Annotated in this window: 21 protein-coding genes; 5 read left to right on the top strand and 16 right to left on the bottom strand. The window is 71.2% G+C overall.

The annotated features are described in order from the left end of the window. Positions 1 to 92: 92 nt before the first annotated feature. On the top strand, positions 93 to 614 hold the full coding sequence (locus tag UW392_RS55115; protein WP_320783030.1) for a cupin domain-containing protein: 522 nt from the start codon (positions 93 to 95) through the stop codon (positions 612 to 614). Between the two features lie 72 nt (positions 615 to 686). Here the strand turns inward: UW392_RS55115 and UW392_RS55110 are convergent, their stop codons facing one another. Continuing rightward, positions 687 to 1,151: a MarR family winged helix-turn-helix transcriptional regulator gene (locus tag UW392_RS55110; protein ID WP_320783029.1), complete on the bottom strand. Its 465-nt coding sequence runs from the start codon at positions 1,149 to 1,151 to the stop codon at positions 687 to 689. A 147-nt stretch (positions 1,152 to 1,298) separates the two neighbouring features. Next, positions 1,299 to 1,964, bottom strand: coding sequence for a hydrolase (locus UW392_RS55105; RefSeq protein WP_320783028.1), 666 nt, complete (start codon positions 1,962 to 1,964; stop codon positions 1,299 to 1,301). A 374-nt stretch (positions 1,965 to 2,338) separates the two neighbouring features. Between UW392_RS55105 and UW392_RS55100 the strand changes: the two genes are divergently transcribed. After that, complete coding sequence (locus UW392_RS55100; protein ID WP_320783027.1) at positions 2,339 to 2,941, top strand: TetR/AcrR family transcriptional regulator; 603 nt, start codon at positions 2,339 to 2,341, stop codon at positions 2,939 to 2,941. 93 nt (positions 2,942 to 3,034) lie between these two features. Here the strand turns inward: UW392_RS55100 and UW392_RS55095 are convergent, their stop codons facing one another. Beyond that, entirely contained in the window at positions 3,035 to 4,402 is a 1,368-nt protein-coding gene (locus UW392_RS55095) for a copper amine oxidase (RefSeq protein WP_320783026.1), read from the bottom strand. Continuing rightward, complete coding sequence (locus tag UW392_RS55090) at positions 4,399 to 5,259, bottom strand: Tat pathway signal sequence domain protein (protein ID WP_320783025.1); 861 nt, start codon at positions 5,257 to 5,259, stop codon at positions 4,399 to 4,401. The genes UW392_RS55095 and UW392_RS55090 overlap by 4 nt, the downstream gene beginning before the upstream one ends. Before the next feature lie 562 nt (positions 5,260 to 5,821). On the opposite strand from UW392_RS55090, the gene UW392_RS55085 reads away from it, so the two are divergent. After that, a complete protein-coding gene (locus tag UW392_RS55085) occupies positions 5,822 to 7,126 on the top strand; it encodes a ricin-type beta-trefoil lectin domain protein (protein WP_320783024.1) in 1,305 nt (434 codons plus the stop codon). A gap of 124 nt (positions 7,127 to 7,250) precedes the next feature. On the opposite strand, the gene UW392_RS55080 is transcribed toward UW392_RS55085, so the two are convergent. The 3 genes from UW392_RS55080 to UW392_RS55070 all read right to left on the bottom strand — a co-directional run bounded on the left by UW392_RS55080 (position 7,251) and on the right by UW392_RS55070 (position 8,898). Then, positions 7,251 to 7,643, bottom strand: coding sequence for a hypothetical protein (locus tag UW392_RS55080; protein ID WP_320783023.1), 393 nt, complete (start codon positions 7,641 to 7,643; stop codon positions 7,251 to 7,253). A 9-nt stretch (positions 7,644 to 7,652) separates the two neighbouring features. Further along, complete coding sequence (locus UW392_RS55075; RefSeq protein WP_320783022.1) at positions 7,653 to 8,006, bottom strand: nuclear transport factor 2 family protein; 354 nt, start codon at positions 8,004 to 8,006, stop codon at positions 7,653 to 7,655. A 79-nt stretch (positions 8,007 to 8,085) separates the two neighbouring features. After that, complete coding sequence (locus UW392_RS55070; RefSeq protein WP_320783021.1) at positions 8,086 to 8,898, bottom strand: SDR family oxidoreductase; 813 nt, start codon at positions 8,896 to 8,898, stop codon at positions 8,086 to 8,088. Positions 8,899 to 8,979: 81 nt separating this feature from the next. Here UW392_RS55070 and UW392_RS55065 point away from each other — a divergent pair, with 81 nt between their 5' ends. Beyond that, positions 8,980 to 9,783: a MerR family transcriptional regulator gene (locus UW392_RS55065; protein ID WP_320783020.1), complete on the top strand. Its 804-nt coding sequence runs from the start codon at positions 8,980 to 8,982 to the stop codon at positions 9,781 to 9,783. 74 nt (positions 9,784 to 9,857) lie between these two features. Here UW392_RS55065 and UW392_RS55060 read toward each other — a convergent pair whose 3' ends face one another. The 6 genes from UW392_RS55060 to UW392_RS55035 form a co-directional block, all read right to left on the bottom strand. After that, positions 9,858 to 10,187, bottom strand: a complete 330-nt coding sequence (locus UW392_RS55060; protein WP_320783019.1) for a putative quinol monooxygenase — start codon at positions 10,185 to 10,187, stop codon at positions 9,858 to 9,860. A gap of 48 nt (positions 10,188 to 10,235) precedes the next feature. Then, positions 10,236 to 10,970: an IclR family transcriptional regulator gene (locus UW392_RS55055; protein ID WP_320783018.1), complete on the bottom strand. Its 735-nt coding sequence runs from the start codon at positions 10,968 to 10,970 to the stop codon at positions 10,236 to 10,238. 124 nt (positions 10,971 to 11,094) lie between these two features. Continuing rightward, positions 11,095 to 11,892: a GAF and ANTAR domain-containing protein gene (locus UW392_RS55050; protein ID WP_320783017.1), complete on the bottom strand. Its 798-nt coding sequence runs from the start codon at positions 11,890 to 11,892 to the stop codon at positions 11,095 to 11,097. A gap of 73 nt (positions 11,893 to 11,965) precedes the next feature. Continuing rightward, positions 11,966 to 12,697, bottom strand: coding sequence for an ANTAR domain-containing protein (locus tag UW392_RS55045; RefSeq protein ID WP_320783016.1), 732 nt, complete (start codon positions 12,695 to 12,697; stop codon positions 11,966 to 11,968). 167 nt (positions 12,698 to 12,864) lie between these two features. Further along, complete coding sequence (locus tag UW392_RS55040) at positions 12,865 to 13,194, bottom strand: DMT family transporter (RefSeq protein ID WP_320783053.1); 330 nt, start codon at positions 13,192 to 13,194, stop codon at positions 12,865 to 12,867. A 9-nt stretch (positions 13,195 to 13,203) separates the two neighbouring features. After that, positions 13,204 to 13,392 (bottom strand): DMT family transporter, encoded by a 189-nt coding sequence (locus tag UW392_RS55035; protein WP_320783015.1) that lies wholly within the window; start codon positions 13,390 to 13,392, stop codon positions 13,204 to 13,206. Positions 13,393 to 13,402: 10 nt separating this feature from the next. Here UW392_RS55035 and UW392_RS55030 point away from each other — a divergent pair, with 10 nt between their 5' ends. Next, positions 13,403 to 14,242, top strand: a complete 840-nt coding sequence (locus UW392_RS55030) for a TetR family transcriptional regulator C-terminal domain-containing protein (protein WP_320783014.1) — start codon at positions 13,403 to 13,405, stop codon at positions 14,240 to 14,242. On the opposite strand, the gene UW392_RS55025 is transcribed toward UW392_RS55030, so the two are convergent. The 3 genes from UW392_RS55025 to UW392_RS55015 all read right to left on the bottom strand — a co-directional run. Beyond that, positions 14,217 to 14,900 (bottom strand): potassium-transporting ATPase subunit C, encoded by a 684-nt coding sequence (locus UW392_RS55025; RefSeq protein WP_320783013.1) that lies wholly within the window; start codon positions 14,898 to 14,900, stop codon positions 14,217 to 14,219. The genes UW392_RS55030 and UW392_RS55025 overlap by 26 nt on opposite strands. A 5-nt stretch (positions 14,901 to 14,905) precedes the next feature. Continuing rightward, positions 14,906 to 17,053 carry a potassium-transporting ATPase subunit KdpB gene (gene kdpB / locus UW392_RS55020; RefSeq protein ID WP_320783052.1) on the bottom strand — a complete coding sequence of 716 codons (2,148 nt, stop codon included), beginning with the start codon at positions 17,051 to 17,053 and terminating at the stop codon, positions 14,906 to 14,908. Between the two features lie 32 nt (positions 17,054 to 17,085). Further along, the coding region (locus UW392_RS55015) for a potassium-transporting ATPase subunit KdpA (RefSeq protein WP_320783012.1) at positions 17,086 to 17,476 on the bottom strand (391 nt) is incomplete at its 5' end.

The following is a 17,476-nucleotide window of genomic DNA, read 5'->3' as shown; positions in this document are numbered from 1 at the left end:
CGGGGCGTCACCGCTGACGGTCGCCACCCGCGCAGCGGAAGTCGGACCCCCCATCGCCGCGAACGGACGACCGCACGAGAAGGGATCACAGCATGGCTCTCCAACTGCCACTCCCCGACAAGGACGACCCGGTCTGGACGTCGGCCCGCGGCTTCGTCGTCCGCGCGGACGGGGGCGTCGTACGACTCACCGGACACGAGACGTTCGCGGTCAAGGTGACCGGCGCGCAGACCGGCGGCACCCTCGCCTTCATGGACGGCCTCATCGAGCCCGACCACGGCAACACCCCGCACATCCACACCAAGGAGGACGAAGCCTTCTACGTCGTCTCCGGAGAGTTCGAGTTCCTCAACGGCAGCGAGAGAATCACTGCCCGCACCGGAGACTTCGTCTACGTGCCCAAGGGCACGCGCCACGCCTTCAAGAACACCAGCCCGGAGCCGTCCCGGCTGCTGGTCTTCTACACGCCCGCCGGTCCGGAGAACTTCTTCCTCGAGTACGGCGACGCCGCGGGCCGTCGCCCCGAGCCCTGGCCGGACGAGAAGTTCGACGAGCTGGTGGACGCCATCGGCGCCCACAACATGGTGCTGCTCCCGGCGGGCGACTGGGACTAGGACGAGCGAGGACGAGGACCAGGACCAGGACGAGCACGAAGGCGAGGGCTTCCCCCCTGCCGTGTCGGCCGGTCAGCCGTCCTCGTCCAGCTTCTCCACCACGCGCACGGACACCTCGGCCAGGGTTCTCAGTTCCGCTGCGGTGACGTGGTCCAGGAAGAGGGAACGTACGGCCCGCACGTGCAGCGGAGCCGCCGCCTCGATGGCCTCACGGCCCTTCTCCGTGATCACCGCGAAAGCCCCCCGCCCGTCCTCAGGACAGTCCTCCCGCACCACCAGCCCCCGCCCGATCATGCGCGTGATGTGGTGGGACATCCGGCTCTTCTCCCACTCCAGCGCCCGCGCGAGATCCTGATAGCGCCGCCTGCCCTCCGGCACGTCCGTCAGGTGAACCAGGACGGCGAAATCCGGAGCCGCCAACCGGGAATCCGCCTGCAGCAGATGCGCCAAGCGGCCGATCAGCCGCTCATGCAGCCGGACGAAGTTCCGCCACGCGTGCTGTTCTTCCGCCGTCAACCAGTTCACTGAGTCTTCCACGGGATCAAGTGTAGTGAAATGGTTGAAGCATCGCCGGTCCGGCGACTGCAGGACTTTCCGTGAACCCGTCCGACATCCGACGGGGAAGTGGGGCGGCACCCGGAAACCGGCGCCGCCCCACCCCTCCCCTCCCCCGCTGCCCCGCCGTTACGCTCCGATCGGACCGGTGACCGGGGTGTTGAGGAGCTGCTGCTCCCACACGGTCACTATGCCGGTGGCGCCGGCGTACCCCAGTGCCTCCAGCTGGTCCTCGGGGGTGATGCGGTCCGTCCTGGCATGGTCACGCTGCCACTCGCCCAACAGCACCAGCCAGGTGATCGGGACCACCCCGGCCTGGATCAGGCGCTGCACGGCCATGGCGTGGGACTCGGCCGACACGCCCCCGGAGGCGTCGGTGACGACGTAGACGTCGAAGCCTTCGCCGGCCGCCTGAAGGGCGGGCATGGCCACGCAGACCTCCGTCCACAGGCCGGCGATGATCAGCTTCTTGCGCCCGGTGGCCTTCACGGCGTCCACCACCGCCCGGTCCTCCCAGGTGTTGATGAGCGTCCTGTCGATCGGCTTCTGGTCCGGGAAGACGTCCTGGAGCGGCTGGATCAACTTACCGCCGCGGTCCTCCAGGACGGTGGTCAGGATCGTCGGGACGCCGTACCCCTTGGCCGTCTTGGCCAGGCCCACGACGTTGTTGGCGACCAACGCCGGCTCGTGGCTGTGCAGGTTGGCGAACTGGTAGGGCTGATGATCGATCAGCACCAGAACGCTTTCCTCGGGGGTCAGCAGGGCCTCTAGGCCGACCTTCGGCGACGTGCTCATGGAGAGTCTCCTCGCAGTGGATGGACGCGCGAACCGAACTAGTTGATGCGTCATCGTTCTACATGACACGTCAACTAGTTGTCCAGGAGTGGGCGTTCGAGGGGGGGAGATGCGCGCCGTCCGGTGCCGGGCGGCGGCCGATCCGCGCCTCCCTAGTCCGGCCGGAATCGTGGACGTTCGCGGCGAAGCCCCCGTGACGACACGCAGGAGGGACAAGTGCCGAGATATTCGGCGAGGTGCGGCGGGTTTCAGGAAACGTTAAGTAAATGATGCCGCCGAGAGGTTGCGCGGGCACCGCGGGTCATTGACGAGCGTCATGGAACGAGCCACCTTCGTGGCGAGAAGAACTCCGTCCGATGAACATGGACTCGCACATGGGTCAAGAACAGAAGCCGGTCGGGCTCCGAGCGCGGCGGCGCGCCCTGACGGAGCGCGAGATCGAGGACGCCGCCATCGACGCCTTCGAATCCCACGGTTTCGCCGGTACGACCATGGAGCACATCGCCGCCTCCGCGGGCGTGTCCGTCCGTACCGCCTTCCGGTACTTCCCGGCCAAGGTCGACACCGTCCTGTACTCGGCGCGTCAGGTGACCCAGGTGCTGAGCGCCGGGCTCCGGGCCGACCTCGTCGCCGGTGCGTCGCTGCTCGAGATCGAAGAGTCGATCACCGCTTCGCTGGCAGCGTTCACCACCTCGAGCCTGGACGTCGTCTCCCGCGTGAAACGCGTCCACGCCCTCGTGCTGAACGACGACCAACTCCGCGCCCAGGTGAAGGGGAGCGACGACTACCTGGCCGGACTCGACGACCACGACGCGGATGCCGTACCGAGGACACTCGAGACCCGCCTCCTCGTCGAGATCGTCGCCGCCACACTCCGTACCGCATTCGACGACTGGGCCGGCTCGGCCGGCGAGGACACCTCGCTCGTCAGCCATTACCGCCGCGCCCGCACCGCGCGCGATGCCCTGGCCTCCTAGGGCCTGGTGCGAAGGTCCCGCCTGCGGGAGCGGCGTCGTCGGACGAGCTGGGGCGGCAGGCGCCGGCCGGTCCTGCCGCCCCAGGTCAGGGGTTCACTTGTCGCCCTTGTGGGAGGGCGGGTGGTGGGCTGCGTGACCGCCGTCGCCGTTGTAGCGGGGCTGGCGCAGGTGGTCCGGCGTGAGCGGGTTCATCGCCGTCACGTCGCGCGGAATGATGCGGAAGCTCTGCCAGTGCACCGGCATGGGCGCCTGGTCCTCGTCCCGCGGGATGTGGTGGTATCCCACCTGCACCCAGGTGACGGGCCGCGTCAGCGCCTCACCGTCGACGAACTGTCCGACGTGCTCGAGGCGGCTGCCTTCGGGCGACTGCAGGTTGTCGCTGGCGTACCGTTCGCCCGCCCGGTACTCCGTGAAGTAGATGTCCTTCTCGGTGAAGGGCCGCCCGCTGTACCGGGTGGGGTTGTGGTGGACGATCTCCCAGGAGCGCGGATGGCCGTCGGCGTTCTTGTGCTTGCCGCTGACGACGCGCCACCAGTGCTGGGCGTTCGCGTCCGTGAGACCGCCCATCTCCTTGTCGATGGTGTTCCTGGTGGTCTTGTGCAGGGGGGTCCTGGGTTCCGTCGGGGAGTTGCCGGTCTGCCGGGTCCGGAACTGCTCCACCCGGGAGGTCGGTGTGCCGTCGGGGTCGAAGACCAGCCGCCAGAAGGCGTTGTGGTAGTGGTTGGTGGCGTATGCCTTGCTGCCCTCGCCGAGCGGCCAGCCGGTGCCGTCCGAGGCGTTGAAGTCGCTCGGGGAGAGGTTCCCGGCGGATCCCAGCTTCGGTGTGATCGTGCCGTCGTCGGAGAAGTTCCACTGGTTGATGTAGTGGTAATGCCCGGCCTCGTTGACCGTGTACACGACCAGGTCCTGGCCCTGCTGGGCCTCATTTCCCGTGTGCTCGCTGCGGGGCAGGTCACCGTTGTCACCGTGGAAGGCGAACCCACGCTCCTGGGTGGTGACGCACAGACCGCTGACGGTCTCACCCTCCCTGGCGAGAGCGCTCCGGACTCGCCTGAGGGCACCACCGGGACAGTCCTTGGGCCGGAGCGGATTGACGTGGGCCCCCAACTGGTCCTCGGTGAGGTCCATGTACTCGGCCGCGCCGTTGTCATAGGGGACGTGGATCTGCGCCAGGGATGCGCGGTGCAGGATCCTGACGGGTTCCGCCTCCCCCCTGGGCTGGAAGGAGACGTCCTCCAGTACGAGCCCCTCCAGGCGTGTGTCGTGCCAGCACATCCGCCAGGTACCGCCGCCCCTGAGCGTGCGTTCGATGACGTTCTCGGGGCTGCACGGCCGGGCGAAGGTTGCGCGGGCGTCCGCACCTGTCCGCGTGGTGTCCGCCGCCACGGCGGCGGGCAGTGCGGACGGCAGCAGCAACGCCAGGGACGCGGCCGTGGTGAGGGGCCGGAACACTTTCTTCATGAGGTGAGCCCTCCGCCCTTGGCTCGGAGTCGGTGCACGGAGCGGTCGCTGAGGTTGATCACGTAGGCGCTGGTGTCGATCCGCGGGCCGTCGGGCACACGGCTGTACACCTGGACGCAGCGCTCGGTGCCGCACGCGCGGAGCGGGCCCCGCTGGTCGCCCCGCAACGGGTACGACCGGTACGTCCCGCCCCGGACCTGCAACTGCTCGACACGGGTGAGTGCGACGCCGGTGGCCCTGGCGAAGTCCTGCCGCAGGCCGTCGCCGAGCCGGTCGCCGAGCAGCAGCACGGCCGCCTCCTCTGTCTCCTCCTGGATGGGAGGAGGCTGGACCCCGCGTATCTTCCGGGAACCCTCGACCTTCTGCGTGAGGAGGTCGACCGTCTTGTGGATCAGGACGTCGTCCCCGTAGTCGTAGAAGCGGACCACCACCTTCCGTTCCCAGGCGCCGCCGACCGACGGTGGGCTCTCGGCCAGATCGGTGCCGAGGTACTGCGGCCCGCCCCGCTCCCTGCGGACGTTCTCGCCGGCCGTGCGCAGGCCGGCGTCCGCCGCGAGCGCCAGTCGCTGCGCCCCTTCGATCTCCGCGGACGTCAGGGGATCACGCCACGGGCCGGGCCCGGTCCTGCCGTCCGCAGTGGGCGCGGGCGACGAGACCGTCGAGGTCGGCGCGCCGCCGGCCGGTGGCCGGCCGTCGGCACCGGTGGCCGCCAGGGGTACGGTCCCGGTGATCAACACGGCGGTGGCGGTCGCGGTCAGTACCGTGCCGCCCGCCAGGCTCCACAGGGCCGCTCGGCGCCTCGCCGCCGGTGGCACCACCCGTCGCTTTCCGGTCCCTGCACTGCGTGCGTCCCTCATGCCCTTCCCTCCCTGCCACGTTCTCGCAGCGGAACCCGCGCACGGTCACCGTAGGAGCCCGCCCGCCCCGGCGCACCGCCCGAACCGGTCCCTCCCCGAGGAGGACCTCACGCCCGGAATGGCCCACTCAGCGTCTGGCCCCAGGGATGCCCCGCCGGACGGCACAGACACCCACGGCACAGGGAGGCGGCGGGCGGCTCGCGTGGGCTACGGCGCCCCCGGCACCGGAGGCGGTTCCGGCCCGGGGAAACCGACCGGCTCCCGGTGGCGTTCAGCGGAGCGAGGTCATCGGTCTGCTCGGTTTCCAGCCGGTCGGCGGATCGGTGCGGTCGTCATGTGCCCTCGAGATGCCATGACGTCCACGCGCACGGGCGCAGGCTTGGGCGGCCGACCTTAACACCACCTCAAGCACGCCTTAACCGATCACCCAGTTCCCTTAGACCTCTCGCATAAGCGCAGGTCAGCGAAGTGGTGCGCAGGACCGGTCCGTTGGTCGCGCCACGTCCCATGCGTAACATCGCGGCACAGCACACGCATCCCCCCACAGAGAAGGTGCTCGTTCATGGCCGCTCACCGCCTGCGCCGATATTCACTCGGCGGGCTCGTCTTCATGGTCTGCACCGCCGTCGCTGCGGCAGTCCTCTTCCTCACGACCGGGCCGCCCACCTCCCGGGCGACCGCCGCGGAGGAGAACGCCGCCGCGGCGCAGGACTGGTCCGACGAGTTCGACGGCCCCGCGGGCAGCGGGCCGGACCGCTCGAAGTGGACGTTGGAGACCGGCGGCGCGGGCGGCGGCAACAACGAACTGCAGTACTACACGGACAGCACCGAGAACGCCGCCCTCGACGGCGACGGCAACCTCGTCATCACGGCCCGTGAGAACACCGACCCGAACCTGCGGTGCTGGTACGGCACGTGTGAGTACACCTCCGCGCGGCTGAACACCGCGCAGACCTTCACCCAGGCGTACGGCCGCTACGAGGCCCGTATCAGGATTCCGCGCGGCCAGGGCATGTGGCCGGCCTTCTGGATGCTCGGCGACGACTTCGCCAGCGACGGCTGGCCGCACAGCGGCGAGATCGACATCATGGAGAACGTCGGCCACGAGCCCGACACCGTGCACGGCACCATCCACGGCCCTGGTTACTCCGGCGGCGAGGGCGTCACCGGCTCCCACCGGCTGCCCGACGGCAGGGCGTTCGCGGACGACTTCCACGTCTTCGCCGTCGACTGGGCCCCGGGAAGCATCACCTGGTCCGTGGACGGCCAGGACTACCAGACCCTCGTCCCGGAGGATGTGAACGGCGACGAGTGGGTCTTCGACCACCCGTTCTTCATGCTCCTCAACCTGGCCGTCGGCGGGAGCTGGCCCGGCAGCCCGGACGCCTCGACCTCCTTCCCGCAGCAGATGGTCGTCGACTACGTCCGGGTCACGGCCTCCGAGGACTCCGAGGGCGGCAACGGCGGCGGTGACGACGGCTCCGGCTTCAGCGGCGTCATCCGCGGCCAGAACGGCATGTGCGTGGACATCGCGAACGCCGACAGCTCCGACGGCACCCCGGTCCAGCTGCACAACTGCTCCGGCGTCGCGGCCCAGCGGTGGACCTTCCACGACGACGGCACGGTGCGGGCCTTCGACAAGTGCCTGGACGTGGCCGGCGCGGGCACCGCGGACGGCACCCCGGTACAGATCGTCACCTGCAACGGCAACCAGGCCCAGCAGTGGGTGCACAGCCAGGCGGACGACCTGGTGAACCCGGTCTCGGACAAGTGCCTCGAGGCCCGGGCCGGCGCCACGGGGAGCGGCACCCGGTTGCAGATCAGCACCTGCACCGGCGCCCCGTACCAGAAGTGGACCCTCGGCTGACACCGGGACCACCTGACGGCGGCGGAGGGCGGGAACCTACGGGGTCCCGCCCTCCGCCGCCGCCGTTCCACGTGCGGTGACCGCTCGTCGGCCTCGTCGGCCTCGCCGAAGAGCCCGCACCACCTCAGGAGGCACCGTTCGGAGGCGCTGAGCCCGTACGCTCCATAGCCTGACGGGCGGCGAGGTAGCCCGCGATCCTGAACGCCGACTCGTGGGAACCGAACGTATCGGCGCGGGCGTGCCGCAGCACCACCCGAGTGGCGATCACGGCTTCGTGCTCGGGTGCGCTCAACAACTCCTCGATCCCCGCGGCGACAGCCGCGAAGAAGCGTGGCAGGTCCTCGGCGGGTTCGTACTCCACCGTCAGCCCTTGGGCCACCTCGAAGGCGAAGCCCTCGGCTGCGGGCTCGAAGTCGACCTCTATCTGCGCGAAGTGCGGCGCGCAGTTCTGCTTCCGGTGCAGCACGCGGACACCACGGATCGGATACGGCGGGAACCGGGGCAGTGCTGACGTCATGCCGGAAGGTTACGCGGGGCTGATGACGAGTGTGGTGATGCGCGCGTCGTCGAGGGTGAAGCCGTACGCGAGGTCGGCGACGCCGCCGGGGAAGTTCCCTTCGATGCGCTGGGTCACCTCCCAGTCGTCCGTACCGCGCCGGACGGCGGCGGTGGGAGTGGTGGTGTAGGTGTACGTGGTCGAGGAGCGGCTGAGCCAGTCGCGGATGTGTGCGCGGCCGCGCCAGGTACTGCCGTCGTCCACGACCACCGCGGCCGGGGTGAAGCACTCGGCCGCCGCCGGTACGGCGCCTCGGGCGTGTGCGTCGAGGTAGGCCCTGACGGTATCCGGCAGGCGGTCGAAGCCGGTCGGGGTCGCAGTCATCTCTCTCCTTGTCACCTTGGATGTCGCCTTGTCACCTTGGATGTCGCCGCCGGTGTGGGCGGTCCTGGACGGTGCGGTCCTAGACGGTGGGGACGGTGCCGCCGTCGATCGTGTGCTCGGCACCGGTGATGGCGCCGGCCCGGTCGGAGACGAGGAAGGCGACGAGCTCGGCCACCTCCTCGGGGCGCGCGGGTCGGCCGAGGGGTATTCCGCCGAGGGCCGACAGGACCTGCTCCCAGGCTGCCGCGTGGTCCAGGGCCTGGGACTCGGCGATACGGGCGACGAGGGCCGAAGCCGCTCCGGTCTCGATCGCGCCCGGGGAGACGACGTTGACGCGCACTCCGTGCGGGGCCAGCTCACGGGCGAGCCCCTTGCTGTAGGTGGTCAGCGCCGCCTTGGCCGCGGCGTAGCCGAGTGTGGCGTCGAAGAGGGGCAGCCGGCGCTGGATGGACGAGACGTGGATGACGGCGCCGTGGCCGGCCCGGCGCATGCCCGGCAGCAGCGCGCGGTCCAGGCGGACCGCGGCCAGCAGGTTGAGTGCCAGTTCGCCCTGCCAGTGCTCCTCGGTCAGGGCGGCGAACCCGCCGGCGGGCGACTGGGATCCGCCGAGCGTGTGCACGAGGATGTCGAGGGTGCCGAGCCGCTCGCGTACGGCGGTGACGACGGTGTCGACGCCCTCGGGCGTCGTCAGGTCGGCAGCGACGAAGAACTGTTCGTGGGCGGTGTCCGCGGGTGCTGTGCGCGCCGTGGCGAGCACGGTGGCCCCGGCCGCGCGAAGACGTGCCGCGATCGCGGCGCCGGTGCCCCGGCCTGCGCCGGTGACGAGGGCGAGGCGCCCCTTGAGGTCGGAGTCGAGGGCGAGATCGGGAGAAGGCGATGTCGTGGTGGCCATGCACATGAGCGTGCGGCCCTCCACGCCAGGAGGGTCAAACTCCTCGACCCTCCCCCCGCGGGAGGGTGCATAGTGGAACGCGTGCTGACGATCGGTGAATTCGCGCAGATGACCCACCTGAGCGTCCGGACCCTGCGCCGCTACCACGAGGCGGGGCTGCTGGAACCGGCCCACGTGGACCCGTCGAGCAGCTACCGGTACTACGACGCCGCCCAGATCCCCACCGCGCAGGTGATCTCCCAACTGCGGGAGCTCGACGTGCCGCTCGCGGACGTCCGGCGGATCCTCCTCGCACCGGACCCGGCCGCGCGCGCGGCGTACGTGACCGAACACCTCCAACGCCTGGAGGACCAGCTGGCGCGCACCCAGGCGGCCGTCGCCTCCCTGCACCGGCTGTTGCGCCCCGAGCCGGCCGACGTCGCCGTCGAGCTGCGGCAGGTGCCCGCACGGCGCGTGGCCGCGGTGGAAGCCACCGTCGCCCACGCGGACGTGCTCGTCTGGTACGCGGGCGCGATGGCCGAACTCGACGCGGCCGTCCGTGAACCGGTGGGACCTGTCGGCGGGCTCTACGACAACGCGCTGTTCACCGAGGGGCGGGGGCGCGTCCTCGTGTACGTCCCGGTCGCCGCGCCCGTACCGGCCGTGGGGCGGGTCCGCGGCACCGAACTGCCGGGGGCGGAACTCGCGGTCGCCGTGCATGCGGGTGTCCACGACACGATCGACGTGACCTACGGCGAGCTCGGCAGGTGGGTGGCCGACCACGCCCTCGCCGTGGCCGGGCCGGTTCACGAGACCTACCTACGCGGCCCGCGCGACACCCCGGTCGCGGCCCACTGGCGCACGGAGATCGGCTGGCCGGTGTTCCGCGTCACCGGCACCGTGTGAACGGCCACCGTTCGCCCACCGCCGGCGGACCGGTCCTGCAGGCGTACAACGCCTCGGGCACCCGGCGGCCCCGGTCAGTCCCGAGGAGCGAGTTCGGCCATCGCGCCCCAGCCGTCCTGGTCGGGGAGGCTGGCGTGGATGATCTCGGGCGTCCCGGCGATCGCGCCCGCCATGGTGGCCAGTCCGGCCTTGAAGTGCTCGGACTGCACATGCGCCGCGCCCGCCGCGTCGTCGGCGAAGCCTTCCAGCAGCGTGTAGGAGTGCGGGTCGTCGACGCTGCGCGACCAGTCGAAGAAGAGGTTGCCCGGCTCGGCACGCGTGGCTTCGGTGAACGGACCCACCAGGGACAACCACTCGTCGGTGTGCTCGGGACGGACGGTGAACCGTACGGCGATGAAAATCATGGGTCCATCCTGGGACGCGCGCACCCGTCGGGCCAGCGGCGCGCCGGGTCATTCCGGCACGGCCGGAAACGAGGCCGCGGCGAGCGCGAGGAGAGAGCCGACCTCACCGCCGTGACGCCGGAAGTCTGCGACGGGGAGCGAGACGGACAGCGCGTGGTCCGGCCGGCCGGGCAGTGGCACGGCGAGGCACGTGTGGGCCGGGTCGGTCTCGCCGATGGATACCGCCATCCCCCGGGACCGGACGCCGGCCACCTCCGCTTCAAAACGCTCCTCGTCGGTGATGGTGCGCTCGGTGAGGCGTGCCATGCCATGAGCGGCGAAGTAGCGACGGCGGGCGGCCCGGGACAGTGACGCCAGCAGGACCTTGCCGTGCGCGGTCGCGTGTGCGCGGGTCTCCAGTCCGGGTGTCCAGGGACTGTCGGAGTCGGTGAGGGACACCGTGGTGTCGACCACGGCGATCCGGCCGTCGCTGTACGCGGTGAAGTACGCCTCGGCACCGGTGGCCTGCCGTACCTGTGCAAGCAGCGCGGCGACGGCGCCGCCCCCGGCACCCAGGTGCCGCCGGAAGGACCGGTGCAGGGCGGGAACACGGGGGCCCGGGACGTACCCCTCGGGACCGCGGGTCAGGTAGCCGCGTGCGGTCAGCGGTCCCAGCAGGTGGTACACGGTGGACAGCGAACAGTCCGCGAGCCGGGCGAGCGCCTTCGCGTTGAGCGGTCCCTTAGCGTCGGCCACCGCGTCCAGCAAGGTCAGCGCGCGGTCCACGGACTGGGGAACGGACATTGCGGAAGTCTCCTTCGAGTGGCGGACGGCGGCGACTCTACGACGGGTGACCGCTCCGGTGCCATCGGGGAGCATCACCGCCGGCCCGGCGCGGTGACCGGCCGCGGTGGGTGGCGGGGCGGGTTCAGTCGGTGGGGGTGTCTTCCGTCGGGGTGCGAGGCCGGGGCTCGGCGGAGGAGCGCGGGCCGCTGGGGGTGGCCGGGGGGAGGTCGCCGGTGGTGATGACGTGGTGGGCGACGTGGGTGAGGAGGAGGCGGTGGTGGCGGGCGTGGCGCCGCATGACGTTGAAGGCGGCGTCGAGGGGGATGCGGCGGCGGGCGGCGAGCAGTCCCTTGGCCTGTTCGATGGTGATGCGGCTGTGCAGGGCGGTATGGAGATGTGCGTTGACGGTCTCGGTGTGCTGCAGGGTGCGGGCGTGCAGGAGGCCGATGGTGGCGGCGTCGGCGAACGCGCGGGCCATGGTGAGGTCGTGGGCGGGCAGGGGGTGGGCGGTGGTGGTGAGCAACAGCAGGCTGCCGAGGGTCTGTCCGCGCAGGCGCAGGGGTACGGCGCAGGCGTGGGTGTAACCGGCCCGGTGCGCTCGTGCGGTGAAGCCGTCCCGGTCCGCGCCGGTGTCGGGGTCGGGGCCGGGGTCGGCCAGACTGATGGAGACGGCCGTATTGCCGGTGCGGTAGGCGTTCATGGCGGGGCCTTCGCTCAGTGCCGTGTGCAGCACCTCGGCCAGTACGGGGCCGGGGTTGCACGGGGCGGGGCTGTGCAGGCGGTCGCCGGGGTAGGCGAGCAGGACCGCGGCGTCGGCGACGGAGAAGATCTCACAGCAGCGCCTGGTCAACTGGTGCAGGAAGTCGATGACGTCGAAGTCGTCGACCAGGGTGTCGGCGAGCTCCACGAACGTCCGGGCGATCTGTTCTTCCCTGCGCATGTCCTGTTCTCCTCGTCCCGATGGTTCTTGTGCCGCTGCGCGCCGCCGTCGGGGTCCGGCCGGGGCAGCATGGTCACGTCGACGGCAGCTGGCTCAACAGCGCGCGGGCGACGTCGGTCAGGGGCTGGCCGGCGGCGAACGCCCGGGCGCGCAAGTGCGCCAGTGCCTCGTCCATCGGCACCCCGAGTTGGTAGCTGAGCACGCCGGTGGCCTGGTGCACCTCGGCCCGGTGCAGCTCCAGCACGCCCGCCGTCCCCGGGCCGTCGCCGGGCGCCGTGCTGCCCGGGTGCCAGGACAGCAGCCGCCCGGCCAGGACGTCGGCCATGGCCAGTCCGTCCTGCGCCTGCTGCGTGGTCAGCGTCCCCGGTGTGCTCCGGTAGCCGGTCAGCGTTCCCAGCCGGGCCGCCCCGGAGCGCAGCGGCCATACGAACACCGCCCGCACGCCCAGGATCTCGGCCTCGGCAGCGAACTGCTGCCACCGGTGGTCCGCGGACGTGCGGACATCGGCGACCTGGAGGGGCACCTCGGCCTCGTCCTCGTCCAGGCCGGGCCCCTGCCCCAGGGTGAACTGGGCATCCGCCAGCCGCGCACTGGTGTCGTCACTGAACCACACCAGCTCCTCCCCCGGCTGCATGTGTACCGCTATCCCCTCCAGCCCCAGCGCGTGCGCGCACCGCACCGCCCACCGGCGGCCTTCCTCCGCCCCGGGATCCAACCCCAAGCCCTCCAGCAGCTCAGGCAGCACCATGCCCTTGTCCATCGGCGGCCTCCCCACAACGATGGCGACCTCCCTGGGGATGGTCACGTACCGTGTCCGTCAGACTACTCCGACGGATGCCGCGCCGCCGCACATCCGCCGGAACGACCACCTCGACGCAGGCGTTCACCATCGACCGTCAGCGAACGCGTCAGGTGAACGCGAGTACGCGGGCTCGAGGGTGGCCATGGCGGGCCGGTCGCAGCGTCAGGGGCTCACGCCTCCGACTCCGCAGCGGGCGGCTTGAGCAGTTTCAGGCCCGCTGTGCAGGCGACGATGCCGGCCAGGAACAGCAGCTTGAGCACGCCGACCGTCTCGCTGCCGGTGGCCAGGGCCCAGGTGACCGTGAGCGCGGCGCCGGCGCCGCTCCAGATCGCGTAGGCGACGCTGATGGGGATGTGCTTCACGACGTGGGCGAGGGTGACCATGCTCAGGGCGAGCGCGACGAGGAACACCGCGGTCGGGACGGCCTCGGTGAGGCCGTCGCCGGCGCCCAGCGCGGTGGCCCACACGGCCTCCAGCGCGGCACTGGCGAAGAGAACGATCCAGGGCTTTCAGCTCACCGCCTTCAGCCCGATGACGCAGCCGATCAGGCCGGCCAGCAACGCCGCGCGCAGGGGCGTCAGCCTGTCCTGCCCCCGCGCGGCGGCGATCATCACCGTCAGCACGGCGCCGATGCCGGCCCAGACCGCGTAGGCGGTGCCGACGGGCAGCGACCCCATGGCGTAGGCCAGGCCGGCCATGCTCGCGACCATGGCGACGGCGAACACCGCGGTCGGCCCCGGGCGCCGGGCCTGGCAGGTCCTGGTCCGCGACGGCCTCCCGGCCCTGTCGGTCCGCAGGATCGCCGCCGAGACCGGGCTGCCGCCCAGCTCACTGCGGTACACCCCGCCCACGCAGGCCAGCGTGCGGAGCAAGGCGTTCGAGATGGTCATGGAGCGCATGGCGGCCCGGATCGCCGCGATCCCCGAGGACGACGGCCGGTGGACCAGGAGGATGCTGCTGGAGCTCCTGCCCCTGGACGAGCAGCGACGCCTGGAGATGGAGGTCCACCTCACCCTGGGCACGGCCGCCATGACCGACCCGGCCCTGCGCCCCACCCACCGCGCCGTCCACCAGGCCCTCCGCGCCCTGCGTGAACGAGCGGTGCGGACCCTGCCCGTGGGCACCGACGACATCCCCGTCGAGGCCGAGCGGCTGCACGCCGTGGTCGGCGGCCTGGCCCTGCACCTCGTCCGCCAGGAACCCGGCGACGACACCGCCTGGGCCGTCCGCGTCCTCGACACCCACCTCGCCCAGCTCGACCGCGCCGCTCCGGCGGTCCCCGCCCGGACAGCCGGATGCCGGGGTGCCGATGCTGGCGCACCTCAACCGGCCGCCGTGGCGGCGATTCGACCTGTCCACCGGGCACTGGCCGATGCTGTCCGCGCCCGGCGAGCTCGCCGACGTCCTGCACGCTGCCGTCTCCTGACGCTGCCGTTGGACGCCCACCGCAGGTCACGCCCCGTCCGCACGACGCCGGCACGGCACTTCTCCGGCCGGCCGGACTCCGTCCGGAGTACACCCGTCAGCTCCCGGCCACGAGTTTCCTGAGCGCGATGTTCAGTTCGAGCACGTTGACCCGGGGCTCGCCGATGAAACCGAGCGTGCGGTTCTCGGTGTGCTCGTCGACGAGCTCGTCGACCTGGGCGACGGACAGGCCGTTCCTCTCCGCGACCCGGTGGGTCTGTATGTCCGCGTACCGCGGGGAGATGTGCGGGTCCAGGCCGGAGCCGGAGGAGGTGACCGCGTCGGCGGGTACCCGGGAGGGCTCGACCGTGTAGCCGGTCACGGAGTTGTCCTCGATGACGGCGGCCTTGGCGTCCTTCACCCACTGGACGAGCTCTTCGTTGTCCGCGGAGCGGTTGGTGGCTCCGGACAGGATGAGGTCGTAGCGAGTGTTGACGCTGTTGGTGCCGAGGCCGTTCTGCGGGCGGCCCTGGAACCACCTCAGGTCCGGCTGCGGGGTCTGCCGGCCCTCCCGCGGCGGCAGGGTGTACGACTGCCCGATCAGGGTCGAGCCGACGACCTTGCCGTCCGCCTCGGTCTCGGAGCCGTTCGCCTTGCCGGGGAACAGGCCCTGCGCGATGCCGGTGACGACCAGCGGGTAGAGGACGCCGGTGACCAGGGTCAGGGCGAGGAGGGCGCGCAGGCCCGCGCCGAGCAGCCGGGCGGTGTTCGTGAGGGAGGTGTGAGTGAGGGAGGTGTTCATGTCCTTCAGCCGATCCCGGGGACGGTCGAGACGATCAGGTCGATGAGTTTGATGCCGAGGAACGGGGCGATCAGGCCGCCCAGGCCGTAGACGGTGAGGTTGCGTCGCAGCATCCGGTCCGCGCTCACCGGGCGGTACCGCACCCCCTTCAGGGCGAGCGGCACCAGCGCGATGATGATCAGCGCGTTGAAGATCACCGCGGAGAGGATCGCGGAGTCCGGTGAGGACAGCCGCATGATGTCGATCTTGTCCAGGCCCGGGTACACCGTCGCGAACAGCGCCGGAATGATCGCGAAGTACTTGGCGACGTCGTTGGCGATGGAGAACGTGGTCAGCGCGCCGCGCGTGATGAGCAGCTGTTTGCCGATCTCCACGATCTCGATGAGCTTGGTGGGGTCGGAGTCCAGGTCCACCATGTTCCCGGCCTCCTTGGCGGCCGAGGTGCCGGTGTTCATGGCGACGCCCACGTCCGCCCGGGCCAGGGCCGGGGCGTCGTTGGTGCCGTCGCCGGTCATCGCGACCAGTCCGCCGCCCGCCTGCTCCCGCTCGATGAGGGCCATCTTGTCCTCGGGGGTGGCCTCGGCGAGGAAGTCGTCGACGCCCGCCTCCTCGGCGATCGCCCGGGCCGTCAGCGGGTTGTCCCCCGTGATCATGACGGTCCTGATGCCCATGCGGCGCAGTTCCGCGAACCGCTCCCGCATGCCCTCCTTGACCACGTCCTTGAGGTGGACGACGCCCAGGACACGGGCCCCGCGCTCGTCGTCGACCGCCACCAGCAGCGGAGTGCCGCCCGCCACCGAGATGCGGTCGGCGGCCGCGGCCGCGTCCTCCGCCACCGTGCCGCCCCGCTCCTCGACCCAGGCGATGACGGAACCCGCCGCGCCCTTGCGCACCGAGCGTCCGCCGACGTCCACACCCGACATACGGGTCTGTGCGGTGAACCCGACCCACTCGGCGCCCACGAGCTCGTCCGGCCGAGAGGGGCGGAGCGCTTCCTCGGAAGGGTGGTGGTCGGAGACGGGTGGGAGCTCGCGCAGCCCGTACCCCTCCTCGGCCAGGACGACGACCGAGCGGCCCTCGGGCGTCTCGTCGGCCAGCGAGGAGAGCCGGGCGGCAGCGACGAGCTCGGCCTCGGTGGTGCCGCGTACCGGCACGAACTCCGCCGCCTGCCGGTTGCCGAGCGTGATCGTGCCGGTCTTGTCCAGCAGCAGCGTCGAGACGTCCCCGGCGGCCTCGACCGCGCGGCCCGACATGGCCAGCACGTTGCGCTGCACCAGGCGGTCCATGCCGGCGATGCCGATCGCGGAGAGCAGCGCGCCGATGGTGGTGGGGATCAGGCAGACCAGCAGCGCCACCAGGACGACCATGGTCAGGTGGGTGCCCGCGTGGTCGGCGAACGCCGGCAGCGTGGCGCAGGCGAGCAGGAAGACGATGGTCAGCGAGGCGAGCAGGACGTTCAGCGCGATCTCGTTGGGCGTCTTCTGCCGGGCCGCGCCCTCGACGAGATCGATCATCCGGTCGATGAAGGTCTCCCCGGGCCTCGTCGTGATCTCGATGACGATGCGGTCGGAGAGGACCTTGGTGCCGCCGGTGACCGCACTGCGGTCGCCGCCGGACTCCCGGATGACCGGGGCCGACTCGCCCGTGATCGCCGACTCGTCGACGGAGGCCACGCCCTCGACGACGTCACCGTCACCGGGGACGATGTCGCCGGCCTCGCAGACCACCAGGTCACCGATGCGCAAGCCGGTACCGGGGACCCGTTCCTCGCGCTCGCCCACCAGCCGGCGGGCGACGGTGTCGGTCCTGGCCCTGCGCAGCGTGTCGGCCTGCGCCTTGCCACGGCCCTCGGCCACCGCCTCCGCCAGGTTGGCGAAGAGTACCGTCAGCCAGAGCCAGGCGCTGATCGTCCAGCCGAACGGGTCGCCGGGGTCCTGGAAGGAGAACGCCGTGGTCAGGACGGAGCCGATCAGGACCACGAACATGACGGGCGACTTCACCATCACCCGCGGGTCGAGCTTGCGGAAGGCGTCGGGCAGTGACCTGAGCAGTTGCTTCGGGTCGAAGAGGCCCGCGCCGACACGGTCCTCGGCGGGCTCGTGCCCGGCGGGTGCGTCGCTGTGCGGCGTACGGGCCGGGGTGGCTGTGGACATCGGGTCCTCGTACGTGTGCGTGTCGGTGGTGGTCATGCCGCCAGCCCCTCGGCGAGCGGCCCCAGCGCGAGGGCCGGGAAGTAGGTGAGGCCGGTGATGATCAGGACGGCGCCCACCAGCAGGCCGGTGAACAGCGGCTTCTCGGTGCGCAGGGTGCCCGCGGTGACCGGTACGGGTCTCTGCTGCGCGAGCGAGCCCGCGAGCGCCAGCACGAACACCATCGGCAGGAACCGGCCCAGCAGCATCGCGATGCCGAGCGTGGTGTTGAACCACTGGGTGTCCGCGTCGAGTCCGGCGAAGGCCGAGCCGTTGTTGTTGGCGGCGGAGGTGTAGGCGTACAGGATCTCGGAGAAGCCGTGCGCCCCGCTGTTGGTCATGGAGTCGCCCGGGGTGGGCAGGGCCACCGCCGCGGCGGTGAGGGTG

The sequence above is a fragment of the Streptomyces sp. CRN 30 genome (assembly GCF_034105845.1).
This window is presented reverse-complemented; position numbering and strand designations above follow the sequence as displayed.